26 protein-coding genes and 1 pseudogene are annotated in these 26,959 nt (G+C 68.8%); 9 read left to right on the top strand and 18 right to left on the bottom strand.

The window, feature by feature from the left end:
• Positions 1-31: 31 nt before the first annotated feature.
• Entirely contained in the window at positions 32-1,288 is a 1,257-nt protein-coding gene (locus ACWGKS_RS10650) for an RNA-guided endonuclease InsQ/TnpB family protein (RefSeq protein WP_452522435.1), read from the bottom strand.
• Positions 1,289-1,304: 16 nt separating this feature from the next.
• Positions 1,305-1,415: pseudogene (locus ACWGKS_RS10655) on the bottom strand (transposase); the annotation flags it as partial.
• Between the two features lie 296 nt (positions 1,416-1,711).
• Between ACWGKS_RS10655 and ACWGKS_RS10660 the strand changes: the two are divergent.
• Entirely contained in the window at positions 1,712-2,569 is an 858-nt protein-coding gene (locus ACWGKS_RS10660; RefSeq protein ID WP_452522456.1) for a DMT family transporter, read from the top strand.
• Positions 2,570-2,608: 39 nt separating this feature from the next.
• Here the strand turns inward: ACWGKS_RS10660 and ACWGKS_RS10665 are convergent, their stop codons facing one another.
• On the bottom strand, positions 2,609-2,995 hold the full coding sequence (locus tag ACWGKS_RS10665; RefSeq protein ID WP_358513573.1) for a hypothetical protein: 387 nt from the start codon (positions 2,993-2,995) through the stop codon (positions 2,609-2,611).
• Positions 2,996-3,152: 157 nt separating this feature from the next.
• Positions 3,153-4,316 (bottom strand): adenylyltransferase/sulfurtransferase MoeZ, encoded by a 1,164-nt coding sequence (gene moeZ / locus ACWGKS_RS10670; protein ID WP_358513575.1) that lies wholly within the window; start codon positions 4,314-4,316, stop codon positions 3,153-3,155.
• 280 nt (positions 4,317-4,596) lie between these two features.
• Between moeZ and ACWGKS_RS10675 the strand changes: the two genes are divergently transcribed.
• The 3 genes from ACWGKS_RS10675 (at position 4,597) to ACWGKS_RS10685 (ending at position 6,937) form a co-directional block, all read left to right on the top strand.
• Positions 4,597-4,833, top strand: a complete 237-nt coding sequence (locus ACWGKS_RS10675; RefSeq protein ID WP_358513577.1) for a hypothetical protein — start codon at positions 4,597-4,599, stop codon at positions 4,831-4,833.
• A gap of 288 nt (positions 4,834-5,121) precedes the next feature.
• Entirely contained in the window at positions 5,122-5,757 is a 636-nt protein-coding gene (locus tag ACWGKS_RS10680; RefSeq protein ID WP_358513579.1) for a TetR/AcrR family transcriptional regulator, read from the top strand.
• A gap of 385 nt (positions 5,758-6,142) precedes the next feature.
• On the top strand, positions 6,143-6,937 hold the full coding sequence (locus ACWGKS_RS10685; protein WP_358513581.1) for a mechanosensitive ion channel family protein: 795 nt from the start codon (positions 6,143-6,145) through the stop codon (positions 6,935-6,937).
• Between the two features lie 156 nt (positions 6,938-7,093).
• On the opposite strand, the gene ACWGKS_RS10690 is transcribed toward ACWGKS_RS10685, so the two are convergent.
• The 3 genes from ACWGKS_RS10690 to ACWGKS_RS10700 all read right to left on the bottom strand — a co-directional run bounded on the left by ACWGKS_RS10690 (position 7,094) and on the right by ACWGKS_RS10700 (position 8,803).
• On the bottom strand, positions 7,094-7,336 hold the full coding sequence (locus ACWGKS_RS10690; protein WP_358513583.1) for a hypothetical protein: 243 nt from the start codon (positions 7,334-7,336) through the stop codon (positions 7,094-7,096).
• 262 nt (positions 7,337-7,598) lie between these two features.
• Positions 7,599-7,910, bottom strand: coding sequence for a DUF6401 family natural product biosynthesis protein (locus ACWGKS_RS10695; RefSeq protein WP_358513585.1), 312 nt, complete (start codon positions 7,908-7,910; stop codon positions 7,599-7,601).
• Positions 7,911-8,119: 209 nt separating this feature from the next.
• Complete coding sequence (locus ACWGKS_RS10700; RefSeq protein WP_358513587.1) at positions 8,120-8,803, bottom strand: ferritin-like fold-containing protein; 684 nt, start codon at positions 8,801-8,803, stop codon at positions 8,120-8,122.
• A 157-nt stretch (positions 8,804-8,960) separates the two neighbouring features.
• On the opposite strand from ACWGKS_RS10700, the gene ACWGKS_RS10705 reads away from it, so the two are divergent.
• The 3 genes from ACWGKS_RS10705 (at position 8,961) to ACWGKS_RS10715 (ending at position 11,920) form a co-directional block, all read left to right on the top strand.
• The gene (locus ACWGKS_RS10705; protein WP_358513589.1) at positions 8,961-9,107 is read left to right on the top strand and encodes a hypothetical protein; all 147 of its coding nucleotides are present in this window, start codon (positions 8,961-8,963) and stop codon (positions 9,105-9,107) included.
• A gap of 298 nt (positions 9,108-9,405) precedes the next feature.
• Positions 9,406-10,959, top strand: a complete 1,554-nt coding sequence (locus tag ACWGKS_RS10710) for a DEAD/DEAH box helicase (protein ID WP_358513591.1) — start codon at positions 9,406-9,408, stop codon at positions 10,957-10,959.
• 52 nt (positions 10,960-11,011) lie between these two features.
• Complete coding sequence (locus ACWGKS_RS10715; protein ID WP_358513593.1) at positions 11,012-11,920, top strand: alpha/beta fold hydrolase; 909 nt, start codon at positions 11,012-11,014, stop codon at positions 11,918-11,920.
• Between the two features lie 102 nt (positions 11,921-12,022).
• Here the strand turns inward: ACWGKS_RS10715 and ACWGKS_RS10720 are convergent, their stop codons facing one another.
• The 9 genes from ACWGKS_RS10720 to ACWGKS_RS10760 all read right to left on the bottom strand — a co-directional run bounded on the left by ACWGKS_RS10720 (position 12,023) and on the right by ACWGKS_RS10760 (position 22,200).
• Positions 12,023-13,027 carry an MBL fold metallo-hydrolase gene (locus ACWGKS_RS10720; RefSeq protein ID WP_358513595.1) on the bottom strand — a complete coding sequence of 335 codons (1,005 nt, stop codon included), beginning with the start codon at positions 13,025-13,027 and terminating at the stop codon, positions 12,023-12,025.
• A gap of 123 nt (positions 13,028-13,150) precedes the next feature.
• Complete coding sequence (locus ACWGKS_RS10725) at positions 13,151-14,026, bottom strand: PHP domain-containing protein (protein WP_358513597.1); 876 nt, start codon at positions 14,024-14,026, stop codon at positions 13,151-13,153.
• Positions 14,027-14,099: 73 nt separating this feature from the next.
• Positions 14,100-14,765, bottom strand: a complete 666-nt coding sequence (locus ACWGKS_RS10730; RefSeq protein ID WP_358513599.1) for a DUF6758 family protein — start codon at positions 14,763-14,765, stop codon at positions 14,100-14,102.
• 116 nt (positions 14,766-14,881) lie between these two features.
• Entirely contained in the window at positions 14,882-16,774 is a 1,893-nt protein-coding gene (gene typA / locus ACWGKS_RS10735; protein ID WP_358513601.1) for a translational GTPase TypA, read from the bottom strand.
• 213 nt (positions 16,775-16,987) lie between these two features.
• Positions 16,988-17,416: a (deoxy)nucleoside triphosphate pyrophosphohydrolase gene (locus tag ACWGKS_RS10740; protein ID WP_358513603.1), complete on the bottom strand. Its 429-nt coding sequence runs from the start codon at positions 17,414-17,416 to the stop codon at positions 16,988-16,990.
• A 302-nt stretch (positions 17,417-17,718) separates the two neighbouring features.
• The gene (recD2, locus tag ACWGKS_RS10745) at positions 17,719-19,926 is read right to left on the bottom strand and encodes an SF1B family DNA helicase RecD2 (RefSeq protein ID WP_358513637.1); all 2,208 of its coding nucleotides are present in this window, start codon (positions 19,924-19,926) and stop codon (positions 17,719-17,721) included.
• Positions 19,927-19,982: 56 nt separating this feature from the next.
• Positions 19,983-20,375 (bottom strand): MmcQ/YjbR family DNA-binding protein, encoded by a 393-nt coding sequence (locus tag ACWGKS_RS10750; protein WP_358513605.1) that lies wholly within the window; start codon positions 20,373-20,375, stop codon positions 19,983-19,985.
• A 122-nt stretch (positions 20,376-20,497) separates the two neighbouring features.
• Positions 20,498-21,571: a hypothetical protein gene (locus ACWGKS_RS10755; protein ID WP_358513607.1), complete on the bottom strand. Its 1,074-nt coding sequence runs from the start codon at positions 21,569-21,571 to the stop codon at positions 20,498-20,500.
• Between the two features lie 77 nt (positions 21,572-21,648).
• A complete protein-coding gene (locus ACWGKS_RS10760; protein ID WP_452455234.1) occupies positions 21,649-22,200 on the bottom strand; it encodes a hypothetical protein in 552 nt (183 codons plus the stop codon).
• A 295-nt stretch (positions 22,201-22,495) separates the two neighbouring features.
• Here ACWGKS_RS10760 and ACWGKS_RS10765 point away from each other — a divergent pair, with 295 nt between their 5' ends.
• Positions 22,496-24,613 carry a 5'-nucleotidase C-terminal domain-containing protein gene (locus ACWGKS_RS10765; RefSeq protein WP_358513611.1) on the top strand — a complete coding sequence of 706 codons (2,118 nt, stop codon included), beginning with the start codon at positions 22,496-22,498 and terminating at the stop codon, positions 24,611-24,613.
• A 156-nt stretch (positions 24,614-24,769) separates the two neighbouring features.
• Here ACWGKS_RS10765 and ACWGKS_RS10770 read toward each other — a convergent pair whose 3' ends face one another.
• A complete protein-coding gene (locus ACWGKS_RS10770) occupies positions 24,770-25,168 on the bottom strand; it encodes a hypothetical protein (protein WP_358513613.1) in 399 nt (132 codons plus the stop codon).
• Between the two features lie 151 nt (positions 25,169-25,319).
• Positions 25,320-26,039 carry a hypothetical protein gene (locus tag ACWGKS_RS10775; protein WP_358513615.1) on the bottom strand — a complete coding sequence of 240 codons (720 nt, stop codon included), beginning with the start codon at positions 26,037-26,039 and terminating at the stop codon, positions 25,320-25,322.
• A gap of 215 nt (positions 26,040-26,254) precedes the next feature.
• Between ACWGKS_RS10775 and ACWGKS_RS10780 the strand changes: the two genes are divergently transcribed.
• Complete coding sequence (locus ACWGKS_RS10780; RefSeq protein ID WP_014911258.1) at positions 26,255-26,923, top strand: response regulator transcription factor; 669 nt, start codon at positions 26,255-26,257, stop codon at positions 26,921-26,923.
• The last annotated feature ends 36 nt before the right edge of the window (positions 26,924-26,959 follow it).

Genomic DNA, 26,959 nt, shown 5'->3' on the forward strand with positions numbered 1-26,959 from the left:
CGGCGCATGACCGTTGACTTCCTCCCCACACCTAAAGCCGGGGGATTCCAACCAGCGATAACGCCGGTCGGTGCGCCTGCCCTCGCGGGGGCGCTGGTTCCTGCTTCACGGACCGGGTAACCCCGAGGTCTCCGCAGGCTGACACCGCATGCCCTGCGGCGCTGAGGATGTTCTTGGCCGCGTTCACATCGGCGTGATCGGTGTGGCCACAAGAGGTGCACACGAACTCGGCTTGGCTCTTGCGCGAGTGGGCGTCCACCACCTTGCACCGATAACACGTCTGCGAGATGTAAGCGGGGTCGACCAGCACGATCCGCGTGCCGGTCTTGCGGGCGGCGTTGCGCAGCGCGAGTTCGAGCCGGTGCCACCCCTTGTCCAGGATGGCCCGGTTCAGTCCGGACTTTTGACGCACCTGCTTTCCGGGTACCTCGACGGTTCCCTTGGCGGAGGCGGTCATGTCGGTGGTGCGCAACCCCTCCAACACCACCACGTTGTGCCGGATGGTCAGTGTGCGGGCGAGCTGTGCGCAGAAGTCGGTGCGCCGGTCCACCGCACGGGTGGTGATCCGCCCCATGGCCTTCAACATCTTGGCCCGGTTGATCGACCCCTTCTTCTTCCGAGCGAGCTTGCGCTGAAGACGTAGGTACCGGGTCTTCTCCCCAGGTGTGACGTAGGGGCGGTCATGGAACGCGCCGGTGGACAACGTGGCCGCCACAGCCACACCCCGGTCCACCCCCACCGGGGTGCCCGGATGGTGCTCGGGGGTGAACAGCCCGTCTTCGACGAGGAACGATATGAACCAGTGCCCGCCCTTGCGAGATACGGTCGCCGAGCGGATCGTGCCGCCGAGGGGGCGGGAGGAGCGCAGCCGCACCCACCCGAGCTTGGGCAACTTGGCCCGCGACCACTTGCGGTTCAGCTTCTCCACCACGATGAGGTTCCCGGCGGGGAAACGGAACGACGGGCTCCACCGGTACTTGGCCCGCCACCGCACGTTGAAGGTGCCCTTCTGGTGGCATGCCCGGTCCAGGTCCTGCAACGTCTGCTGGAGCACATGCGAGGGGGCCGCCTTCAGCCAGGCCTCTTCCGTCTTGGCCTCGGCCAACTGCCCGGCCTGAAGGTGGTACCCACAGAAAGGACCCTGTCGGCCCCGGGTGTAGCGGTCGACGTACTGGCGGCGCTGGTCCAGGGCGGTGTTCCACACCGCCCGGCAGATGTCACCGAACTCGGTGCACATCGCCTCCTGCGCATCGGTCAGAGCAAGCCGGTAACGACGACCCGACAACATCGTGGAACACCCCCTCTCAGCGGCTCTTCTGGTTGTGCACGTACCGCTCGATCGCTTCCAGCGGGGCGCCTCCGACGGTGGCCACGAAGTAGCCGTTGGTCCACAGGGCCGGCAGGCGGGACTTGCAGGTGCCGAAATTCCTCGCGCGAGATCTCCTTCAGCCGTTCCTCGGCACAGCCCCCAGGACGCGGCCACGGTGCGTGGGGTGCCAGAGCGCGTGCCGGGCTCGTTGGAAGGTGATGCCGCAGATCGAGCGCGGAGTGACGGTCGCGTAACCCATCGTATGGCAAAGGGCTGTTCAATGATCCCGTTCGCGGAAAGACAGCTATCCCCAGGGCTGAAGCCCGGGGTCTGCCCCACCCGAAAAACTCTGATCAGTCCCGTTCCCGGGCCGCGCTCGTCGCGGCCGGCACCACCGTCGTCCTGTGGGCCTCGGCGTTCGTCGCCATCCGCGCGGCGGGCGAACACTTCTCCCCCGGTTCCCTCGCCCTGGGCCGGTTGGCCGTCGCCTGCCTCGCCCTGCTGCCGATCGTGCTCCTCACCCGCCGGGGGCGGCCACCGCGCGCGGCCTGGCCGGGCATCCTGTGGTCGGGCGTGCTCTGGTTCGGGGTGTACATGGTGGCCCTCAACCAGGGCGAACAGGAGGTGGACGCGGGCACGGCGGCGTTGGTGGTCAACCTCGGACCGGTGTTGATCGCCCTGCTCAGCGCCCGACTGCTCGGGGAGGGGCTGCCGCGGCCCCTGGTGGCGGGCACCCTCGTGGCGTTCTGTGGCGCGGCCGTGATCGGCCTGTCCACCGCCGAACACGAGGGTTCCTCCGCACTGGGCGTACTGCTGTGCCTGGTGGCCGCGGTCGGCTACGCGATCGGCGTGGTCGCGCAGAAACCGGCCCTTCGACACACCGACGCCCTTCAGGTGACCGCCTACGCCTGCCTGGTCGGCACCCTGTGCTGCCTGCCGTTCATCGGGACCCTGGCGTCCGAAGTCGCGGTCGCGCCTTGGCGGGCCACGGCGACCGTCGTCTACCTCGGGTTGTTCCCGACCGCGCTGGCGTTCACCACCTGGGCCTTCGCCCTGTCACGCATGCCCGCGGGCCGGTTGGGCGCCACCACGTACCTGGTGCCCACCCTCGTCGTGGCCATGTCCTGGGCGCTGCTGGGCGAGACACCCGTCCCCGGCGCGCTGGTCGGCGGGGCGCTCTGCCTGGTCGGTGTGGCCGTCTCGCGCCGTGGGCAGGGCACGGTCGCCGCCCCTGGGACGGCGCGGAGCCGCCCCCGCTGAGGGGAGCGGCTCCCGGACCCGGAGGGTCGGCCTATTCGGCTACTCCGGAACCACGTTGTCGTGGGTGCCCCAAGCCAGTTCGGGGTCGCGTCTGCGCGCGGCCCTGGCCTTGGTCAGACCGTAGACACCCAGGATCAGGATGGCTCCGCCACCGATCCACGCGGTCAGCGCGGCCCCGAGGATGTGGGTGAACCCGAGCAACCACGGCAGTGAGAACAGCACCGCCCCGCCTGCGATCACGCCGATCTCGGTGGTCAACGCGCCGGGGCGGGTCAACGACATCGTCGCGGCGAGGATGACACCCAGCCCCAGGATGAAGAACAGTCCTCCGGAGAACCCGTACATCCCGTGGGCGACCCAGCTCAGCCCCACCATCAAACCGAGGGCGATCGCCGCCCAGTCGGCCCAACGTCCCTTCACACGCATAACGCCACCTCCAGGCAACGGGGTGCGCGCCGGTGGTCGACGCGCGACCCGTGTGGGACCTGTACCCGTTCCGCGGCCGTCACTCCCCGGGGAACGAGTACGGGCGGTGCGGGGGAAGTCCCCCGCACCGCCCGTGAGCGAACCCTCGAACCCCGACCTAGTAGGCGGGCAGGCTCGGGTCGACCTGGTTGATCCAGGCCAGGACCCCGCCGCCGACGTGCACGGCGTCACCGAAGCCGGCGGCCTTGACCGCGGCCAGCGCCTCGGCCGAACGCACACCGGACTTGCAGTGCAGCACGACGCGCTTGTCCTGGGGCAGTTGCTCGAAGGCCTTGCCGTTGAGGAACTCGCCCTTGGGGATGAGTGTCGCGCCCGGGATGCTGACGATCTCGTACTCGTTCTTCTCGCGCACGTCCACGAGGAAGATCTCGTCGGGCTTGTTGTCGAGGAGCTCCTTGAGCTCCGGCGCGGTGATGGTGGAGTCCACGGCGGCCTCGGTGGCCTCCTCGGACACCGCGCCGCAGAACGCCTCGTAGTCGATGAGCTCGGTGACCGGCTCGGTCTCGGGGTCCTTGCGGACCTTGACCTCGCGCCAGGACATCTCCAGGGCGTCGAAGATGAGCAGACGGCCCACGAGCGGCTCACCGATGCCGGTGATCAGCTTGATGGCCTCGTTGACCATGACCGAGCCGATGGAGGCGCACAGCACACCCAGGACGCCGCCCTCCGCGCAGGAGGGGACCATTCCGGGCGGCGGCGGCTCGGGGTAGAGGTCGCGGTAGTGCGGCCCGTACTCGTTCCAGAAGACGCTGACCTGACCGTCGAAGCGGTAGATCGAACCCCACACGTAGGGCTTGTTCAGGATGACGGCGGCGTCGTTGACCAGGTACCGGGTGGCGAAGTTGTCGGTGCCGTCCAGGATCAGGTCGTAACCGGCGAGGATGTCCAGCGCGTTGTCCGACTCCAGACGCTCCTGGTGCAGGATGACCTCGACCCCGGGGTTCACCTCCTTGACGCTGTCCCGGGCGGACTCGGCCTTGGGTCGGCCGATGTCACTCTGCCCATGGATGACCTGGCGCTGGAGGTTGGACTCGTCGACGACGTCGAAGTCGATGATGCCGAGCGTTCCCACCCCCGCGGCGGCGAGGTACAGCAGGGCGGGGGAGCCCAGGCCGCCCGCGCCGACGACGAGGACCTTGGCGTTCTTCAGGCGCTTCTGACCGTCCATCCCCACGTCCGGGATGATCAGGTGACGCGAGTAACGGCGCACCTCGTCCACGGTCAGCTCGGCAGCCGGTTCGACCAGCGGCGGCAGCGACACGGTGACTCCTCATGTCTGTTCGGGTTGCCTCGCACCCATACCCGCACCGAGGGGTCCACGGCGGGAGGGGTGGTGCGCGAAGCGGCTTTCACTTATACCCAACCTAACGGGTGGGGTTTTCCATTCCCACCCCGGGGACGAGTGGCGCTCATCGCCCCACGGGACGTCCTGACCACCCCCAACCAACCGGACCCATCGGTTCATTCCGCGCGGTACCCCCGTGATCACGGTGGCGGCGGGTAGTGTCGCCGGTACCGTCGACGACGTTGGGGAGGACCCTGTGGCATCTTCCGAGCAGCGAGACACCGGACGGACGCCCGAGGCCGAGGCCGAGGCCGAGGACCCGAGTGTGGGCGTTCCCGAGGCCGACGCGGCCGAGCAGCGCACCTCCGCGGGTCCGGACGAGGAGGGCCGTCCTTTCGAGGACACCTCCCAGGACGCCTTCATCGAGGCGAACGAGGCGGATGTGATCGACCAGTCGATCGACGCCGGGGAGGACGAGGACGAGCGCCGTTGAGGTCTCTTTCGGTGATCGCGGTGGCCACCACCGCATGAACTCCAGGCCCTTCGTCTCACGTATTGGGGACTCGCTCGACGCCCTTCTCACCTGCGATGTCGGTTTTCCGGGTCGCCGGGCATCGGTGAAAGTTCGCCGCACGCCGCCCACACTCAACTTACGCGGGAGTAAGATGAGCGAAAAGCCGCGGGGCGCGACACGGGGCCGAGGCCGCGCCCGTAGGTATCAGCCACGCAGATGCCGAGTGAATGGCGCGCATCTGCCATGCCGAGTTCGGAGGGTGTGGGTGTGACAGCTCCTTCAGACGCACGCGCCCGGGGCACCCGCTTGCCCCGGGTCAGGCGCCGACGTCAACTCCTGTCCGCAGCGCAGGAGATCTTCGTCGCCCGTGGATACCACGCGGCGGCGATGGACGAGATCGCGGACCGCGCGGGTGTCAGCAAACCCGTCCTGTACCAGCACTTCCCGGGGAAGCTGGAACTCTACCTGGCCCTTTTGGAGGAACACTCCGAGGTACTGGTCGAGAAACAGCGTGAGGCGCTGGAGAGCACCCACGACAACCGGCAACGGGTCACGGCCAGCTTCCAGGCCTACTTCGACTTCGTCGCGGGGGACGGCGAGGCCTTCCGACTGGTCTTCGAGTCCGACCTGCGCAACCTCCCCGCGGTACGGGAGAAGAGCGAGCACACGTTCCAGCGCTGCGCCGAGCTGATCGGTGAGGTGATCCGGCAGGACACGAGCATCTCCGACGAGGAGGCGCACCTGTTGAGCATCGCCCTGGTCGGCATGGCCGAGACCAGCGCCAGGTACTGGCTGAACAACCACGGTTCGGTACCGAAGGACGCCGCCGAGCAGCTGGTGGCCAGGTTGGCCTGGCGCGGGATCAGCGGCTGGGACCTGAACCGTTCCGATGAGGACGACTGACGGCGACGGCCCGACCGCGGCCCACGACCACGAGGTCGGCCCCCGGACACTTCGAGTGTCCGGGGGCTTTTTCCGTCCGCACCTTCGCGGACCATCCCTTCCATCCCTCTCTCATTCTTCGGATTCACCTCGAAATCCCGCCAGAATGGTGTGCGGTCAGCACCGCAAACGGGTGTCGTCTCGTCTCACGAAACCGATTTCTTCAGGGTTTTACAAATTCCTTGCAAAGCCCGGGCAATCACCACGGGGAATCTTCGACAAAAGATTCGATCTCCCGTCGCCGGGTATCGCGGAACTGAGAAGTACCGCGCTTCTCTTCGCCGTATCCGCTCGGCCCCGGCCACCGGTCGATCGAGCGGTACCAGCGATTCGGGGGTGAAGACGTATGGACATCGGTCAGGGTCTGATGGACGCCTTGGCGGCCGTAGTGAGTTTCGTACCGCTGCTGCTGGGATTCCTGGTGATCCTCGTTCTGGGCTGGATCATCGCCTGGTTCGTGGGCAGGGGGGTCGCCAAGGGCCTCCACAGCGTCGGGCTGGACCGGGCCTTGCACCGTGGCGGTGTGGGTCAGTACTTCGAGCGCAGCCGTTGGACCGGAAGCGAGCTGTGCGGAAAGATCATCTACTACGTCGGACTGCTGTTCGTGCTGACGCTCGCGTTCAACGTCTTCGGTTCGAACCCGGTCAGCACGCTCCTCAACGATGTGATCGCGTGGATTCCGCACGGCATCGTCGCGCTGGTCATCGTCGTGGTGGCCGGCATGATCGCCAAGGCCGTCAAGGATGTCATCAGTAACGCCCTGAGCGGCCTGTCCTACGGCCGCGTACTCGCCAACATCGCCGCCGTGGCCATCCTGGCCCTCGGTGTGATCGCCGCGCTGAACCAGATGGGCGTGGCCGTGGCCGTCACCATGCCGGTACTGATCGCGGTGCTGGCGACCGTCGGCGGCATCCTCATCGTCGGTGTCGGTGGTGGCCTCATCCAGCCGATGCAGGCGCGCTGGGCGCGCTGGCTGGACGTCGCCGAGCGCGAGACCGGCAGGCTGAACGAGGAGAGCAGCTACAAGGCCGGCAGGGACGCGGCGATGAGCCGTCCCGGTTCCACCACGGCGACCGAGACCAAGGAGGAGACCACGAGCCTGTCCGGGCAGCGCGGCAAGAGCGGCGAGTCCACCCCGTAACCGCGAGGCCGCGCACGATCCGTCGGACGTGGGCCCGAGGAGGGCTCGGGAGGACATGAAAGAGGGCGGGGCCGGGTGGCCTCGCCCTCGTCGTGTGTCGCGGTGCTGCTCCCCGCCGGGGTGATCGTCGCCGTCCAGATCATTCGACGGCTCGACTCACATGAATTCGGAGTCGTCCAGCTCCATCCGGGAGAGGTGCTCGATGCGTCGAAAACCCAGAACGACGGTGGCGATCATCGGGAGGAAAGCCAGCCAGAAGACGATGCTCCCCGGCCCCGTGAATACCATCGACACGAGCGAGACGACGAAGATCAGTACGAAAAGCGCGAAGTCGACGCGATCCTGCTGGATCAGGACGCCGACGGGTGGGCGCGCCGCCCCATGTCGACCGCTCCTCATTCGCATTCCTTTCTCGCGACCGCTCAGGCCGCTCCGCCAGTTACGGTGTTCGGGCCCGCGACCGGGCCCTTGACACCACAGATCCCACGTTGCGTTCCGCAGGGCTCTGGTTCCTGTTGGACGCGCCGTCCATGAACGGTCTCTTGGGGCCACCGTCACATTTCAGCCTACGCCCGGTCTCGGCATTTCGCCGGGGAACCGGCAAGGGTGCCTGCCGCGAGAAGCCCGCGTCGAAGATCACACCGCCTGCGATAGGACCAACCTAGCGGACGAAACCACGCTCCTTGGCCAAGCGGCAGATCGCGAGAATTCGGAGAGTCTCCCAGTCATAGCCGGCGTCGTCGGAGTCCCAGCCGCGTTCGAGGCAACCATCGAGGAAGCCGTGCAGGTACGTTCCGAGTGTGCCGGCGTTGAGTTCGGCACCTCCGGAGACAATGCCTTCGCACACCTGTGCGGCATGCTGATCCAGCTCAGCGCACATCCAGGGTTCGAGTGGGCCCTGGAGCGGGCCGAGGCGGTGAAAGTCAAGGGTGAGTCCGGCCAGCGGGTGGCGCACGGAGGTCCCACGGGGCATGGAAGTACCTACTCGCGGTGGTCAGGAGACGGGAAACCTCCTCGACTATATGTGCTTCCCGCCAATGGATCGTAATGAATGTGTTGGAAATTACCCGCACTTGACCAAGTGGGCCCAAGTACCACCAAGGCAGGGTCAAGCCCCCGATTGAACGACAAAACCGGCATCCATCGACGCGGTCGGTCGACGGATGCCGGTTCTGCGAGGGATTACCGGCCCAGCCCCATCGCGGACAAACGCTTGGCGTGCCCTTCGGTGAGCGTGGCGAACATCCGACTCACCGCGGCGAGGTCGCTCAGCCCGGAACCGTCCTCCGCGACCTCGACGTCGCGGGTCACCAGGGCGGCGAGATCGGGCCGCTCCACCGCCACGGTCTGCGCCTGGCTCAGTGCCTCCCCCACGAGCCTGCGGGCCCACAGGGACAACCGACCGGCCAACTTGGGGTCCAGCTCCAGCGCCGCGCGGACCTGCTCGGCGATGAACTCGGCCCGACCGGTCTCGGCGAGCACGTCCTCGACCAGCTCCCGCGTCGCGGGGTCGGCGAGCTCGGCGACCTTGAGATAGAAGTCGCCGGCGATCCCGTCGCCGACGTACGCCTTGACCAGGCTCTCCAACCAGCTCTGCGGTTCGGTTCGCTCGTGCCAGGCGTCCAGCGGCTTCACGAACGGGGCCATGGCCTCCTCGGGGTCGACCCCGAGCTCCTCCAGACGGTCCCGCAGCAACCGGTAGTGCCGCTGTTCATCGGCGGCCAGACCGGCGAGGTCCCCCTTGGTCCGCAGCGACGGGGCCAGGCCCGCGTCGGCCGCGAGACGAAAGAAGGAGCCGAGCTCGGCGTAGGCGAGAAGTCCGAGGAGATCGATCACGCCGGGGTCGGCGGAAGGGCCTTTGGTCATGGTCGTCAGGGTATCGGCACACGCTCGGGGTGCCGACCGGGGACTAAACGCCGCCGGAACACGGTTGCACTCGCCAGGAGCGGGTACGGTCTCGGCCGTCCACGGCCACGGTGAACTGCTATGTCCACCGGGCGAGCCAACAGCTAGACTCTGTGTGATGACCAGCGCGCGTGATCTTCGCGCCGCCTGCCGCGCCCCCGACCGCGGGCCTTCCCGCGGGTACCTCTCCGGCGCCGCGGAGGCGAGCGCCCCGAGCGCGGGCGCCGGACACACACGACGTGTCCTCACGACCAGTGCGGCGTGAGGGAGCGATGGCCAAGCGCCCAGCGACGCACCGCACACGACAAACCAGCGGATGGATATCGCGGCCGGGGCACGTCCCGGGCCGCGCGGGTCCAGTCGGCAGCGCCACCGCGGCTCCCCCAGAGATGCGGGAACCCGATGAGCCGCGCCCTCCGCGGCGGTAGAAAGCCGTCCGCGACCGTACCCCGCCGCGGCCACGAACGACGCTGCGGCCCGCCTAGATGGAGGCCAGAGCCCTGAGCAGTACAGACGAGACAACGACACCCACTACACCCGCGACGACATTCCGCGATCTCGGTGTGAGCACCGAGCTCGCCGACGCCCTCGAAGCCGAGGGCATCGTCGAACCCTTTCCGATCCAGGAACTGGCCCTGCCCATCGCGCTGAACAGCAGCGACATCATCGGGCAGGCGCGTACCGGTACCGGCAAGACGCTCGCCTTCGGCCTTCCCCTTCTGCAGAGGGCCCAAGAGAACCCGGGCACCAGCAAGCGGCCACGCGCCCTGGTGGTGGTCCCCACCCGCGAGCTGGCCATCCAGGTCGCCGCGGACCTGACCACCGCGAGCAAGCGCAGTGGCGGCCGCATCCTCACCGTCTACGGTGGCCGTTCCTACGAGCCGCAGATCAACGGCCTCAAGGAGGGCGTCGACGTGGTCGTCGGCACCCCCGGTCGACTGCTGGACCTGGAGAACCAGAAGCACCTGCGGCTGGACGCCGTCGCCGCGGTGGTCCTGGACGAGGCCGACAAGATGCTCGACCTGGGCTTCCTCCCCGACATCGAGCGCATCCTCACCAAGATCCCGGACGAGCGTCAGATCATGCTCTTCTCGGCCACCATGCCGAGCGAGATCGTCACCCTCTCCCGCAACTACCTGCGGCAGCCCACGCACGTGCGTGCCGGGGACGACAACGAGATCGACGGTTCCGCCATCACCAAGCGGATCGCCCAGCACGCGTTCCGCACCCACCAGATGGACAAGCCGGAGATGCTCGCGCGTCTTCTGCAGGCCGAGGACCACGGGCAGAGCATGGTCTTCTGCCAGACCAAGAGGGCCTGTGACCGGGTCGCGAGCGACCTCAAGTCGCGCGGTTTCGCGGCCGCGGCCGTCCACGGTGACCTCGGTCAGAGTCAGCGCGAACGCGCCCTGCGCGCCTTCCGCAACGGCAAGATCAACATCCTGGTCGCCACCGACGTGGCCGCCCGTGGTCTGGACGTCGACGACGTGACCCACGTGGTCAACTACGAGACGCCCGACGACGAGAAGACCTACACGCACCGCATCGGCCGCACCGGCCGCGCCGGGCGCACGGGTACCGCCGTCACGTTCGTGGACTGGCAGGAGATGCCGCGTTGGAAGCTCATCAACGGCGCGCTCGACCTGGACTTCCACGAGCCGGAGGAGACCTACTCCACCTCCGCCCACTTCTTCGAGGCCATGAGGATCCCCAAGGGGACCAAGGGCAAGCTGGCCGTCGACAAGCGCGGTGAACACGCCGGGCTGGAGGCCGAAGAGGTCGAGGACATCGGCGACACCGGTCAGCCGCGCGGTGGCGACCGCGGTGGTCGCCAGGCTCGTGGCCGTGGCCGTGGTCGTAGCGACGCCGGTCGTACCGAGACCGGTGGCGGTGAGCAGGGCGGACGCCGTGGCGGACGCAACCGCGGCCGCAAGCGCACCCGCAACGGGGAGACCGTCGCCGGTGCGGCTCCGGAGCAGAAGCCGACCGTCTCGGCGGCCGCCGAACGCCCCTCCGGCGCCTCCGAGCGTTCCGGTGAGGGAGACGGTGCCCGTCGGATCCGTCGCCGTCGCCGTACCCGCGGTGGAGCCGCCGCTCGGGACCCCGAGAACACCTGATGTGTGTCGGGGCCGCCCGTGACGCCGTCGGCATCGTCTAGGGTGACCCGACGTGAGTACACCTGAGTTCCTTGATCTGCCGCCGGGTGTGCGGCGCACGGACCTACGACTGACGTATGGTCCGCTGTCCGCGCTCCGGGCTCTGCCCACCTCCGGCGGCACAGAACTGGCCCCCGCTGTCCTGGTGCACGGTTTCACCGGCAGCAAGGAGGATTTCATCGCCCTCCTCCAAAGCCTGGCGCAGGCCGGGCGGGAGGTGGTCGCGATCGATCTGCCCGGCACCTACCGGTCGCCGGGCCCCGAGACCCTCACCCCTCCGCCCGGGGTGAGGCTTCCCGACTACCGTCTCTCCTCTCTGGGAGAGGTGGTCGCCGAGGTCATGGACCAGGTCGGCGATGGCGGCCCCGTACATCTGGTGGGGCACTCCTTCGGCGGCCTGGTGTCCCGTGAGACGGCTTTGTTCGAGGGTTCCCCCTTGGCCTCCCTCACCCTGTTGTGCTCCGGTCCCGGCGCCCTGAGCGGCGCCGCCGCCGTCCGAGCCCGCAACCTCATCGCCGCGGTGTCGATGGACCCCACCAGCGCTCGCCTGCGCGAACTGTGGGACGAGGTGTTCGAGGCCGAGGCACGTGCGCGTTCCCCCAAGCCCGAAGTGGTCGACTTCCTCCGTGATCGCCTGCTGTACAGCAGCGCCCTGGGGCTCATACGCATGGCCGAGGACCTGTTGAGCGCCCCCGACCGCGTGGCCGAGCTCGCCGAGGTGGACGTGCCCAAACTCGTCGTCTACGGCGAGAACGACGACGCCTGGCCCACCTCCGAGCAGAACGACATGGCCGAACGACTCCACGCCCGACGCATCGTGGTCCCTGGTGCGGGCCACTCCCCCAACGTGGAGGCCCCAGAGACCACGGCGAGCGCGCTGACCGCCTTCTGGAACGAGACCGAGTCGGTCGGCCGACGCTGACCCCCGTCCGCCCGGGTGCCCCTCCTGTCGGGGACCGGGCCCACGAACACGACGTGCCGTCGCCCGAGCGGGCGACGGCACGTGTCGTTTCGACGGTCGGGATCAGACCCAGGAGTCGAAGTTCTTGTTCTCCCGCTCCACGGTGGTGGCGGGACCGCGGTCCGGGAGGATCCGGGTTTCCGGCGGCAGCGTCAGCAGGTTCTCACCGATGGTGGCGAGCTGTGTGGTGTAGTCCAGGTGGGTGTCGCCGACCATGCCGGGACCGCCCTCACGAAGCGTGTCACCACCGAACACGACGCCGAGCCCGCTGATGTAGAAGCCGATGGAACCGGGTGAGGTCCCGGGCAGGGGCAGGACGTCGATGTGCAGGTCCGCGACGTCCAGGGCGCCGCCGCCCTCCACCTCGATCTCCGGGCGGTGCTCCGCGCCGTGGACGCGGCGCCAGGCACGCATCTCGCGGGGGTGCAGGGCGATGTCCGCCTCGGTCTCCTCGGCGATGGCCAGGGCCGCGCCGATGTGCGGGCTGTAGCCGTTGGTGCAGGCCACGAGGTAGACCTCGCGGTCACCGATGGCCTTCAGGATCGCCTCCGCGTCGTGGGCGGGGTCGATGACGATGACGCCGTCCTTGTCGGCCTCGACGATCCAGGTGTTGCTGACGACGTCGAACTTCTCGTCGCCGAACTCGAAGACGCCGGCCGTGCGCACGCGGGTGATGCCCTCACCGTCGGGGCCGGTGACCCCGACCTGCTGTTCCTCGTCATCCGGGCCCGCGAAGACGTCGCTCTCCTCGGCCTCGTCGGCCGTGTCGGAGTCCTTGTCGGAGTCCTTGGCAGAATCGGACTCATCCGTCTCGGAGTCGTCCTTCTCCGCATCGTCCACGTCGGACTCGGTGTCGGACTCGGTCTCCTCCGCACCCTCCTCCTCGGCCGCCTCGGTCTCCTCCGTCTTCTCGGAGGCGGACTCCTCGGCCGCGGTCTCGCTCTCCGCGCCCTTGCCCTCGGACTCGACCGCGTCGTCGGTCTCCTCCTTGGTGTCCTCCGCGACCTCCGCAGCGGAATCGGTGGCCTCCTGGCCTTCCTGCTTCTTCGACTTCCGCTTCCAGAACACGGTGTCAGACCCTTCGTCCAGATATGTGCTGATTCAACGCTGTGACCATTGTCGCGCTCTCACGCAGTGGTCCGTACCGTACCGAACTCGACGCGCGCGGTGACCGTTCCGCCCGGTGGTTCCTCAGCCCTTCAGGAGCCGCGCCCCGGTCGCCGGCGCGATGAGCTCCTCGAACGCCTCCGGCGCCGTGGTCCTGGCGCCGAGCCGATGTCCGGTCAGAGCGCCGTGGTCGTCGCTGGACCCGGTCACCACGATGCCCAGATCCGCGGCGATCCCCCGCCACTCCTTGGTCTGCGGTCGGTTGTGCGCGGGGTGATCGGCCTCGACTGCACCGAGTCCGACGGCCACCATGCGTTCGGCCAACTCGACCGGGACCGACCCGTTCATGGCGCCCTCCGCCCGGGCCGGGTGGGCCAGGGAACACACCCCGCCCGCCTCACGGACCAGTCGCACCGCGCGGACCGGATCGATCGCGTACCGGGAGACGTAGGCGGGACCGCCGGAGCCGATCCACCGATCGAAGGCGTCCTGCACGTTCTTGGCCGCGCCCGCCTCCACCACCGCGCGGGCCAGGTGCGGGCGGCCGATCGTGTTGGCGTCGGCGTGTTCGGGGTGCCCGGCGCCGGCGATCTCCAACACCCGCTCCCAGGTCACGTCCACGCCGTTCCGCTGAAGTTTCTCCACCATCTCCTCGGCCCGGGTGGCCCGGTCGTGGCGTACCCGGCGGAGTTCCTCCGCCAGCCCCGGGGATCGCGGGTCGAAGAGGTAGCAGACCAAGTGGACGCTGGACCCCTGGTAGGCGCAGGACAGTTCCATCCCGGGGACCAGGGTGAACCCGGGGGGCAGATGCCGTGCGGCCTCCTCAAGGCCACCGACCGTGTCGTGGTCGGTCAGGGCGAGGACGTCCAGGCCGGCGTCGACCGCGTACGCGATGACCTCGGCGGGGGTATCGGTGCCGTCGGACACCGAGCTGTGTGAATGCAGGTCGATACGTGTCACCGGGCGATTGTACGTAAATCGCGCGGTCACCGCGCCGGTCGCGCGCTCGGGCCGGGTCGATGTGCCTTCCCGGTCAGGCCGACGCGTCCCGGTGGGCGAGCATGTGCTCCAGGAACGGGCTCGGCGCCCCGAACGGGGGTTCGAAGGCGATGCCACCGTCCCACAGGTCCCGGAGGTCGCGCAGGGCGCTGATCTCCCCCATGAGCATCCCGGTGTCGGCGGAGGCGAACACCACCCACAGCCAGTGGGCGAGCGCCTCACCGGCGTAGGCCGCGCGATCGCGCCCCACGTCCAGGTTCCACAGCGCCATCTCGTGGCCGTCGTAACGCACCTTGGCGTCGGGCGGACCCTTGTCGAAGCCGACGCCCGGGTCGGCGCCCTCCAGCCCGGCCAGGCGGGCGCCCAGGCCGATACCCGGATCCTCCGCGACGACGACGAGTTCGCCGATCCCGCCGAGCGGGTTCGGTCCGGACATGGCCACGGCGGTGGCGAGCGCACCGGTGCGTTCGTCGCCGACGTCGGCGAAACCGGTGACCACCCAGCCTCCGGGCAACGGCCATGGGATCCACACGGGAACCTGGGCCTGCGGGAGGACGGCCTCAAGCGTGGCGGGGCCCGGGGGGCGTACCGCTTGGAGCGGCGCCACCGGACCGTGGGCGTCACATTGCCAGGCGCTGGTCCACAACCCCGGGGGTTGCACACCGCGCCCGCATCGTGGACACGAGGGCTCGGGTTTCATGTCCTGGTCATCTACCCGGGTGGGACTCGTGGAAAACGCGAGGCGGGCGGGGCACAGGAGCCCCGCCCGCCCGATAAAGCCTCCAGGTCACGGAACCATGTCCGGGACCGGGGTCCTCAGCCGTCGCGACGCTTCTTGTTGGCGGTGATGCGACCGCGCTCCTTCTGGTCCAGGATCACCTTGCGGATGCGCACGTGCTCGGGGGTCACCTCGACGCACTCGTCCTCGCGGCAGAACTCCAGCGCCTGCTCCAGGGAGAGCTTGCGCGGCGGCACCAGCTTGACCAGCTCGTCACCGGTGGCCGAGCGCATGTTGGTGAGCTTCTTCTCCTTGGTGATGTTGACGTCCATGTCGTCGGCGCGTGAGTTCTCGCCGACGATCATGCCCTCGTACACCTCGGTGGTCGGCTCGACGAACAGGACACCGCGCTCCTGCAGGTTGAACATCGCGAAGGCGACGGCCGCGCCGGCCCGGTCGGCGACCAGGGAACCGTTGGGGCGGGTGCGCAGGTCGCCGAACCACGGCTCGAACTTGTCGAACACGTGGTGGGCGATACCGGTGCCGCGGGTCTCGGTGAGGAACTCGGTGCGGAAGCCGATGAGGCCGCGGGAGGGCACCAGCCAGTCCATGCGCACCCAGCCGGTGCCGTGGTTGACCATGTTCTCCATACGGCCCTTACGGACGCTGAGCAGCTGGGTGATCGCGCCCATGTAGTCCTCGGGCGCGTCCACGGTCAGACGCTCGACGGGCTCGTGCAGCTTGCCGTCGATGCTCTTGGTGACCACCTGCGGCTTGCCGACGGTGAGCTCGTAGCCCTCACGACGCATCTGCTCGACCAGGATGGCCAGCGCGAGCTCACCACGACCCTGCACCTCCCAGGCGTCGGGACGCTCGGTGGGCAGGACCCGAAGGGAGACGTTGCCGACGAGCTCCTTGTCCAGACGGTCCTTGACCAGGCGGGCGGTGACCTTGGCGCCCTTGACCCTGCCGACCAGCGGCGAGGTGTTGGTGCCGATGGTCATGGAGATGGCGGGCTCGTCCACCTGGATCAGCGGCAGCGCGACCGGGTTCTCCGGGTCGGCGAGGGTCTCACCGATCATGATCTCGTCGATACCGGCGATGGCGGCGATGTCACCGGGGCCCGCCATCTCCGCGGGCTTGCGCTCCAGCCCCTCGGTCATGAGCAGCTCGGTGATCTTCACCTGCTTGACGCTGCCGTCGGTGCGGATCCACGCGACCTGCTGGCCCTTGCGGAGTTCTCCCTGCTGGACACGGACCAGGGCGAGACGGCCCAGGAACGGGGAGGCGTCGAGGTTGGTGACGTGGGCCTGCAGCGGTGCGCCCGGGACGTACTCGGGGGCCGGGATGGTCTCCAGGATGGTGCTGAACAGCGGCACCATGCTGTCGTTGTCGGGCATCCCGCCGTTGGCCGGGCGCTCCAGGGAGGCCTTGCCATCACGCGCGCAGGTGTAGACGATCGGGAACTCGATCTGCGACTCGTCGGCGTCCAGGTCCATGAACAGCTCGTAGGTGTCGTCCACGACCTCGGCGATCCGGCTGTCGGGCCGGTCCACCTTGTTGATCACGAGGATGACGGGGAGCTTGGCCTGGAGGGCCTTGCGGAGCACGAAGCGGGTCTGCGGGAGGGGGCCCTCGCTGGCGTCGACGAGCAGGACGACACCGTCGACCATCGACAGACCACGCTCGACCTCGCCGCCGAAGTCGGCGTGACCGGGGGTGTCGATGATGTTGATGACCACGTCCTCGCCCTCGGGCGTGGTGTAGTGCACCGCGGTGTTCTTCGCGAGAATGGTGATGCCCTTCTCGCGCTCCAGGTCGTCGGAGTCCATGACCCGCGCGTCGACGTCCTGGTTCTCACGGAAGACTCCCGCTTGCCAGAGCATCGAGTCGACGAGGGTCGTCTTCCCGTGGTCGACGTGGGCCACGATGGCCACGTTGCGCAGGTCGGTACGGCGGGCGGAGCCCTCCAAGGGCGTGGCACTGGACATGCTTGAGACTCTTTTTCCTGTACTGGGTAGAGACCGCAGGGTGCCACGGCCCGTCGCCAGTTTATGCGGTCATAGTGGGCTGAGCGGGAAACGTACAGGTCGCACCGGTTACCTTCGTCACCGGGGAAGGCCCCTTCAAGGGGGTCGAAAAGTCCCTTTCGGGCGACGTTCCGGGCCTTGTCGGGGACGATTCGCATGCGCCGTGCACGGAGGTCAGGCGGGTTGTGAGTCCGCTTCCAGGATCCTCCCGAGGGGATCCAGGAAGGGGCGGTCGGCGGGCAACCAGTCGAGTTCGTGTAGCCGCGACGGATCGACCCATTTCAGTGCGAGGTGCTCCAGGGGACGGGGTTCGCCCACCAGGAGTTCGGCCCTGAACAGCCGCAGTGTCGTGGGACGGCCCAGGCGTTCGGAGATCGCTTGGAGGGGGACGTCGGGGCCGATCCGGTCGCCGGCCCGGATCGTGACGTCGAGTTCCTCCCGGCACTCGCGAACGACCGCCTCGGCGGGGTCCTCCCCCGGTTCGGTCTTGCCACCGGGGAACTCCCAACGGCCACGGGTGGCGGCGGGTGCGGCCCGCTGGGCCGCCAGGACCCGTCCGTCACGGATGACGGCGGCGCCCACCACGATCAGTTCGTCTCGCACATCGACCCAGCCTAGGGGACGGTGATGCGACCGGAGACCGTCCATCGCGGGCGCCACCGGCCGTCGGGCCGGGTGCCGGCCCACCCAAGGGCCGGCACCCGGTTCGGCGACGCTCTCCGGGGGGAGTGAACAGAGCGTCCGCCTGGGCGATGGTCCGGCGGCCCACCTACGGGAACGGGTTCCCTTCGACGGGGTCGGCCGTGCGAGAGCCTATGCAGCCGAAGCACCCCGTGGGGCGATTTCGGCGAATGTTCTGGTCCTTTTCACGTCCCGAACCGGACTTTCGACACGGAATGGGTTGTTCAGAACACCGATTCGGTGCCGTTACCGCTACGCAGTCGATGGGCCAGCCCGGTGTGCCGACGGCCGGAGGAGGCGTTGCGGACCGCTTGGGCCAGGGCCCGGCGGGAGCCCACCAGCACCACCAGCCTCTTGGCGCGGGTGATGCCGGTGTAGAGCAGGTTGCGCTGCAACATCATCCACGCGCTGGTGGTGACGGGGACGACCACCGCCGGGTACTCGCTGCCCTGGGAGCGGTGCACGGTGATGGCGTAGGCGTGCGCGAGCTCATCGAGTTCGGCGAAGTCGTAGGTGATCTCCTCGTCCTCGTCGGTGCGCACCGTCATCTCCTGGGCGACGGAGTCCAGGCCGGCGACCACTCCGAGGGTTCCGTTGAAGACGCCGTTGCGCCCCTTCTCATAGTTGTTGCGGATCTGGGTGACCTTGTCGCCGACCCGGAAGATCCGGCCGCCGAAGCGACGTTCCGGCACACGGTCCCCGGAGGGGGTCAGCGCCTGTTGCAGGGCGGTGTTGAGGTTGGTGGCGCCGGCCGGTCCGCCCTTCATGGGGGCCAGGACCTGCACGTCGCGGAGCGGGTCGAGCCCGAACCGGCGCGGGATGCGGCGCGCCACCACGTCGACGGTCATCTCGGCGGCGGAGTCGGCGTCCTCACAGGGGAAGAGGAAGAAGTCGTCCATCCCCTGGAAGTGCGGTGGTTCGCCCTGGTTGACGCGGTGCGCGTTGGTGACCACGCCGGACTGCTGTGCCTGGCGGAACACGTGGGTCAGGCGCACGTTGGGGATCGGCGACCCCTCATCCAACAGGTCCCGCAGGACCTGGCCGGCACCGACCGAGGGCAGCTGATCGACGTCGCCGACGAACAACAGGTGTGCCCCGGGCGGGACCGCTTTGACCAGCTTGTTCGCCAGGATGAGGTCCAGCATCGAGGCCTCGTCCACCACGAGCATGTCGCAGTCGAGGGGGTTGTCGCGGTCGTGCGCCGCCTCTCCACCGGGGCGCAATTCCAACAGACGGTGCACGGTGGCGGCCTCGTGTCCGGTGAGTTCGGTGAGGCGCTTGGCCGCGCGCCCGGTGGGTGCGGCCAGGATGATCTTGGCGTTCTTGGCCATCGCCATGGTGACGATGGAGGAGACGGTGAAGGACTTGCCGCAGCCGGGGCCACCGGTGAGCACGCACACCTTCCGCGAAAGCGCCTCCTTGACCGCTTCGCGCTGGGCCTCCGCGAGGGAGGCGCCGGTACGCCGATCGAGCCAGTCCAACGCCACCGGCCAGTCCACGTCGGTGAAGGCCGGCATGCGCTCCTCGGGGCCCGCCAACAGCGTGCGCAGCCCGGCGGCCAGACCCATCTCGGCGCGGTGGAAGGGCAGCAGGTAGACGGCGCGGACGGGTTCGCCCTCGGGGCCGGGCACGGTCTCGCGGGCCACCCCCTCATCGGCCACCAACCGGGCCACGCACTCGATGACCAGTCCGGTCTCCACCTGGAGGATCTTCACCGCGGCGGAGATGAGTCGTTCCTCCGGCAGGAAGCAGTGCCCGTCGTTGCTCGATTCCGACAGGGTGAACTGGATGCCGGCCATGACCCGTTCCGGGCTGTCGTGCGGGATGCCCACGGCCTGGGCGATGGTGTCGGCGGTCTTGAAGCCGATCCCCCACACGTCGGAGGCCAATCGGTAGGGCTCCTTCTGCACCACCTCGATGGAGGCGTCCCCGTACTTCTTGTAGATGCGCACCGCGAGCGAGGTGGTGACGTTCACGCCCTGCAGGAAGACCATGACCTCCTTGATGGCCTTCTGTTCCTCCCAAGCGTCGGCGATGAGCCTGGTGCGCTTGGGGCCCAGGCCCGGCACCTCGATGAGCCGTTTCGGTTCCTCCTCGATGACGTCGAGGGCGTCGGTACCGAAGTGCTCGACGATGCGTTCGGCCATCTTCGGGCCGATGCCCTTGATCAACCCCGAACCCAGGTAGCGGCGGATGCCCTGAACGGTGGCGGGCAGCACGGTGGTGTAGTCGTCGACGTGGAACTGGCGGCCGTACTGGGGATGGGAACCCCAACGGCCGCGCAGCCGCAGCGCCTCACCCGGCTGGACCCCGAGCAGGGAACCGACCACGGTGAGCAGATCGTTACCGCCCCGACCGGTGTCGATCTTGGCGACGGTGTAGCCGTTCTCCTCGTTGGCGTAGGTGACGCGTTCCAGGACCCCCTGGACCACCGCCTGTCCGCCGGAGGTGGACCGGGATGGTTCGGACACCGGGCGCTCCTCCTTCCTCAGTTGCGGGTGTCGATGGTCGGCGACTCATCGCCCAGGACGGCGAGCACCCGATCACGGTCGGGCCGGCGCAGACCGCGGGCGACCAGCCGGTAGGAGTGTTCGAGCATCTCCAGGAACTCGTCGTCGGGAACACCGCCGTCCAGCCGCACCGAGTTCCAGTGTCGCTTGCTCATGTGCCAACCGGGGGTGACCGCCGAGAACTCGGCACGCAACTCCAGGGCGAGTTCCGGATCGCACTTGAGGTTGACCACCGCCGGCTCCGATGGGTTGAGCAGAGCGAACATCTTCTGCCCGGAGATCTTGTAGACGAGGGGGCCGGGGCCGAAGGGTTCACTCTCGTCGGTCTCCGGGAACCACAGGGCCGCGTCGATGAATTGTTCCGGTGTCATACGCGCCTTCCCTCTCGCCGTCGCATCCTCTTAGAGCCTGCCAGAAGCCGATGACAGCCGGGAGCGCCGTTCCGGGATCTGTGGATGGCCGATGCCACTCCGAAGTCCGTGGGCCCCCGGATTCAGTCGCGGTCGAGGTCGGGGAGCTCGGCCACGCGCATGGCCATCTCCTGGGCACGCACCAGGGCTTCGAGTTCGGGATCGCCCGCCTGCGCGCCGACCGCCTCCACCGCGATGCCGTCCAGTTCCCTGGCCGCGCGAAGGTCGCGTTCCTCGGCCTCGGCCGCGCGGATCAGGTCGGCGTAGCGTTCCAGCAGCCGGATCCGCTCCTCGACCCGGGCGACGTCCCGGGTGAGCGCGTCCGCGGCGCGTTCGGCGGCCTCCTGTCCTCGTCCACCGGCTGTGGGGGCCACGTCCATGCGTCCTCGCAGCTCGGACTGGCGGCGCAGGGCGGTGGCCAGGGCCCACTCGGTCTCACCGAGCACCACCCGGTCCCGGATCGGGTCGCGCAACACCTCGTCGCTCAGGCGGGAACCGAGCACGGTGTCCACCGCCCGTTGGGCACGCGCCAAGAGCGCGACCGCCGGTTCGTCGAGCATCCCGGGGACCACGTAACCGCCTTGGGCCGCGGCGACGATCCGTCGCGGATCCTCCGCCGACGTCTCCTGGTTCCGTCGTTGCGTGTACAGGGCGGAGCCGCCCACGGAGAGGACCGCGAAGACACAGACCAGGACGGAGAGCAGGGTGGACATGCCGGGCAGCGCGATCCGCAGGAGCACGCACCAGCCCAGCGCGTACAGCACCAGCAGCAGCGGGCGGTAGGGGCTCTGGTTCGAGGGATCGGAGCCCGCGTCACCATCGGGAGGCACACCGTTCAGGGCCGATGCCAGACGGCGCACACCCTCCACGCCCAGTTCGGGGTCGATCGAGGCCCGGCCCCCACCGGAACCCTCCGTTCCGGGCGACCCGTCCACCACCCGCTCCCGAACGTCCATGGCGCGCGCGGTGAGGACGGGCGTGCCCCGGGAGTCGTTGACGAGGAGACCCCATCGGATGAGGTCGGCCTCGGTGCTGGGGGCGGCCGGTCCGGGGAGCCAGGAGTCCGCGGTGCCCGGGACGAGCGTGGCCTCACGTAGCGAACGGACCATCGCGGGGGTCACTTCGATGGTGGAGTGATCGGATAGCACGAGCTTCAAGGTGGGGGATCCTCACGGCCTGGTAGTCAACGTATTCCTACCACCAGGCCGCACGAGCCTCCGTGCGGTGGCCGACCTCAGAGCAGACCGAAGTAGGCGCGCCCCTCCTTGGAGAGCATGTTGCTCAGCATCCAGACGGTGAAGCCCAGCGGAACCAGCATGAGGAACTCCCCGTGGAACAGGCCCCAGCCCAGGGTGAGCCCGGCCAGCCCCTGGAAGAGCACGGTGCCCCAGTAGACCCCGACGGTGCGGCGGCGCATACGCGCGCCCAACAGCACCGAGAGCGCGCCGTAGAGTCCGGTGATCAGCGCCATCACGACCATCATCGAACGCATCATGGCCGCGTCGATGTTCATCTCGACGCCCTCGGCCGCGAAGTACGCGGACTGCTGGTCGAGGGCCTCGTTCATCGCCTCCTCCGGCGCTCCCAGACCCATGAGGAAGAGCAGGGCCAGCAGCAGGCCGGACACACCACCGATGAACATCAAAGTTCGGGTGGTGGTCACCTTCCTCGGCATGGGGGCGTCGGGACTCAGCGCCGCGAAGTGGGCGTTGAAGTCCGGCATCCCGTGCTGCGGCGGGACCCCGCCCTGCCTCGGGTCGTACGGGTCCTGGCCAGAGGAAAACACGGACGCCCTCCGAGGGAAGTGATCGGGATCGACTTTCCCCTCCATGGTAGAGGGGCCTCACCCCGAGGGCCACGAGCAAGGTCGCGGTAGCCGACCAACGAAATCGGAACGCGTCACCCAGGGCGGCCGAAGGCCGCCCATGGTGACCCAGGGCGATCCCTCGATGTCGAGAACCTCCGGAAACTCAGGAGGTTCTGCAAATCGTAACCCCGGCGTCCATGCCCGCACACCCTCGTCCCCTTTATGGTGAACGAACTCCGCCCCCGCCGATTCCCCCTAAGGAGTCACACAAGCCATGTCCAGACTCGTGCGCGCATCCGGCGCACTGCTCCTGACCGGCGCGCTGGTGGCACCCTTCGCGCCCGCCGCCAGTGCCTCCGCGCCCATGGACACCACCGATGACGCGGCCTTCACCCTCACCCTCCTGCACGGCAACGACCCCGAGTCGGCTCTGCTGAACGCCCCCGCCGACCCCGATTACGGCGGGGCCGCGCGCTTCACCACGCTCCTGCGAGAACTACGGACGAGCGAGGGCGCCGGCGAGGAGGCCGAGGACGGCGAGGCCGACAACCGCGGCGTGGTCACCGTCAACTCCGGTGACATGTACCTTCCCGGCCCGGAGTTCGCGGCCTCCCAGGAAGACGGTGCTCCCTTCTACGACGCGATCGCCGCCTCCCACGCCGAGTACGACGCGGTCTCCATGGGCAACCACGAGTTCGACTTCGGCCCGGACCTGTACGCGGACTTCATCGATGGGCTGCCCGAGTCGACCCCCGTGGTGGCCGCGAACGTGGACGTGTCCGCCGAGCCCGCGCTCGCCGCGCACGAGGCCGCCGGCCGGATCACGCCGAGCACCGTGGTCGACGTCGAGGGCGAGCGGGTGGGCATCGTCGGGGCGCTCTACCCGGACCTGGCCACCATCACCAGTTCGCGCGACGTGGTGGTCGACGAGGTCGTCGACCCGGTCCAGAGCGAGGTCGACCGGCTCTCCGGCGAGGGCGTCGACAAGATCATCATGATCTCCCACCTGCAGAACATCACCTTCGAGGAGCGGGTCGCGCAGGAGCTGACCGGCGTCGACGCCATCGTCGCCGGTGGCGGTCACGAGGTGATGGCCAACGAGGGCGACGCGCTGGTCCCGGACGACGAGGTCACCGTCCACCCCGGTACCGGTGAGCCCCTCTCCTACCCGCTGGTCGCGCGGAACCCCGAGGGCGCCGAGGTCCCGATCGTCACCGCGGGTTCCAACCACAAGTACGTGGGCCGCTTGGTCATCAACTTCGACGCCGACGGCGACATCGTCTCCCTCGGCGACCGTTCCGGTCCGGTCGTGGTCGACGGTTCCGTGGAGCCGGACGCCGAGGTCGACGCCCAGGTCACCAAGCCCGTCTCCGAGTACGTCGACGAGCTCGCCGAGACCGACGTCGCCCAGAGCGAGGTCGCTCTCGAAGGCCGCCAGGACCCGGGTGTTCGCACCCGGGAGACCAACCTCGGCAACCTGCTGGCGGACTCCCTCATGGACACCGGAGCCCGTAACGCCGAGGAGTACGGGGTCCCCGAACCGCAGATCGGTATCCAGAACGGCGGCGGAATTCGCAACGCGTCGCTGATCCCGGCCGGGACGATCAGCGCGTTGGACACCTACTCCATCGCCCCGTTCGCCAACCAGGTCGCGGTGGTGCCGGACGTGCCTCGCGCCCAGGTCAAGGAGTTGCTGGAGCACGGGGTGTCCGCGGCCCCGGCTTCCAACGGCGGATTCATGCAGGTCGGCGGGGTCAACTTCGCCTACGACCCCGAGCAGCCCGCGCAGGAGGTGAACGAGGACGGTGAGGTGCTGGGCGAGGGCGAACGGGTGCGCGACGCGGTCCTGCACGACGGAACCGTGCTCGTCGAGGACGGCGAGGTCGTCGACGGCGACCCCATCACCATCGCCACCAACGACTTCTCCGCCCGCGGTGGCGACATGTACCCGTTCCGCGGCGCCGACTTCACCGTGGTGGGCTCCACCTACCAGGGCGCCCTGGAGCTGTTCGTGTCCGACACCCTGGCCGGTGAGATCACCGAGGCGGACTACCCCGAGGGCGGCTCCGGCCGGATCGTGGTCGGCGACGAGGCCACCACCCCGCCCGGAAACGGCGGTGGTGACGACGGCGATGACGAGGACGGTGACGACGCCGGACCGTCCCCCTCCCCCAGCCCGTCCGACGACCCGAGCGAGGGTCCTGACGGCGGCGGTGGCGGTGGCGGTGCCGACGGCGACCGTAAGGACGACAAGGGATCCCTGCCGCTCACCGGCGGCGCCCTGACCGGTCTGATCATCGCCGCGTTGGTGGCGGTGGGCGCCGGCGGCGGTGCGCTCTACCTCAGCCGTAAGCGCGCCACGACCCCCGACGCCGGGGAGATCGACGCCTGACCCTCCCCGCCATGACGAGGTGCGGCCCCGCTCGGAACGCCGTGGGGGGGGGGGCCGCCCCCCGGCAAACCAGCCGGGGCGGGCCCCCCATGGGCCCCCCCGCGCCGGGCGCCCGCGCCCCTCGGAACGCGTTCCGGGCGGGGCCGCACCTCGTCATCAGCAGCGGGGCAGGCCCTCGATGGGCCGCCACGGCTCGGCGACCCGGAACGCGGTGGCGCTGACGTAGACGTCCCGGTTGCCGGTCTGGTCGTCGGTCAGCGCCCACCAGGTCGAGTAGCCGCCCTCGCCGTCGGAGTGGGCCTGTCCCTCGGTCTGGCAGAAGAAGGCGTGTCGGCCGGTCCACAGCAGCCCGCCCGACGGGTAGCGGTTCTCCGGTGACCGATAGCTGTGCGCGTCCCGCCAGGTGGAGTAGTGGTGGCGGTGCGAGTGGTCGTTCACGAGCTCCGAGGGCCCGGGGGCCGCGGAGACGGGGGCCGCCGCCAGGGTGAGCGCCGTGGTCAGCCCCAACGCCACCGCTCCGGACCGCCCCGGCCACCAGGTGGTTCGCCGTGCCATCGATCGCTCCTCGTGTCCCGGCCCCGGAACCGCCGGGGCCGCGCGGATATACCCGATGGGGCCCGATCCGCGGGGACCCGAGACCACCACCTCCGGCTCATTATCACCGAAAGTGACGAGTGCGTGACACATGGACACGAATGCGGCGTCGTCAGCAGCCGACGATGCCCTCGACGTCATCGGTCATCGCACCACGATCGGATTCCTCCATGCCACCGCGCTCGAACCAGATGAGCACGATGTGGCAGGCGCTTCGGAAGTCCACCGCCATGTCGGCGCCCTCCGCGTCCTCTACCTCCTCCTGGTTCCGCAGGCCCAGGACGACGGTCGTGGCGACGAGGGAGTTCTCGTAGGAGATGACCCGGACGAGGTTGGTCTCCACCGCCATGGTGCAGACGAAGAGGTCGTCCTCCTCCTCGGAGACGCATAGCTCGTCACTGACGTCCAGCCCGTCGGTGAGGTCGTCGTGCCGTTCCCGTAGTTCCGTCACCACCTCCTCGGCCGTCATGTCCCAGAGCGCGGCGTCCGCGCCCTCGGAAGGCTCTTCCGTCGACGCCTCGGTGGGTTCGGGGGTGGGGCTCGGTTCGTGGGTGGGTGCGACCGAGGGCTCCGGGTCGCTCTCCACCGCGGTCGGGGTGGGGTCGGGCGCACCGGCGGCGGCGACCCGGTCGGTGAACGCGCCCGCGATCGCGAGCGTGCCGCCCAGGGTCGAGGCCCCGGCCAGGATCGCGATGACGGTGAGCACCGCGAGCAGCCCGCCTCCGTAGCGCCCCTGCGGAGACGGCGCCCCCTGCCACGACCCTTGGGGGCGGAATTGCCCCGGGTAGGGAAAATCCTCCCCTCCTTGGGGGGAATCGGGGTGGGGGTTCACTACCGGACTCCTCTGCGTTCGCGAAAACAAGAAGGTGACACTTCGTACCCTCCGGGACAACCTTCCCAGTTCCATCAAGAACGTGCAAAGAAAAGGCCAGTGGTGGCCACTTGCCCCCATTTGACCGTTATGTGATTAGCGTATTTTCAACCAACCTTGGGGCATCCGGCGCGCATAATAGGGAAATGCGCCACCCGGGTCCTACCATCGGCACCATGACCTGCGTTTTGCTGGCCGAAGACGATGTCTCGATCTCCGAGCCTCTCGCCCGCGCACTTCGTCGCGAGGGCTATACGGTGGACGTGACCGTCAACGGCGTCGAGACACTCGACCGCGCCCGTGCCGGAGACATCGACCTCATGGTCCTGGATCTCGGTCTGCCCGAAATGGACGGCCTAGAGGTGGCACGTCGGCTCCGCGCCGAAGGCCACGGAACGCCCATCCTGATCCTGACCGCCCGAGCCGACGAGGTCGACACCGTCGTCGGTCTCGACGCCGGGGCCGACGACTACGTCACCAAACCCTTCCGACTCGCCGAACTCCTCGCACGCGTGCGTGCCCTACTGCGCCGTGGTGGCGCCGAGGTGCCCGTCGTACACGGAGTCCGCATCGACAACGACTCCCGCCGCGCCTGGCTCGGCGACCGCGAGCTCCAACTCACCACCAAGGAATTCGACCTGCTTCGCGTCCTGGTCCGTGATGCCGGCAAGGTGGTGACCAGGGAACAGATAATGCGTGAGGTGTGGGACACGAACTGGTGGGGGTCGACCAAGACCCTCGACATGCACATATCGTGGCTGCGCCGCAAACTCGGCGACGACGCCAACCAACCGTCCTACATCACGACCGTCAGGGGCGTCGGCTTCCGATTCGAACGAGACTAACGGGGTCTTGGCTTCGACACGCTCCTCGGTCGCCCT

The sequence above is a fragment of the Nocardiopsis sp. NPDC055879 genome (genome assembly GCF_053615935.1).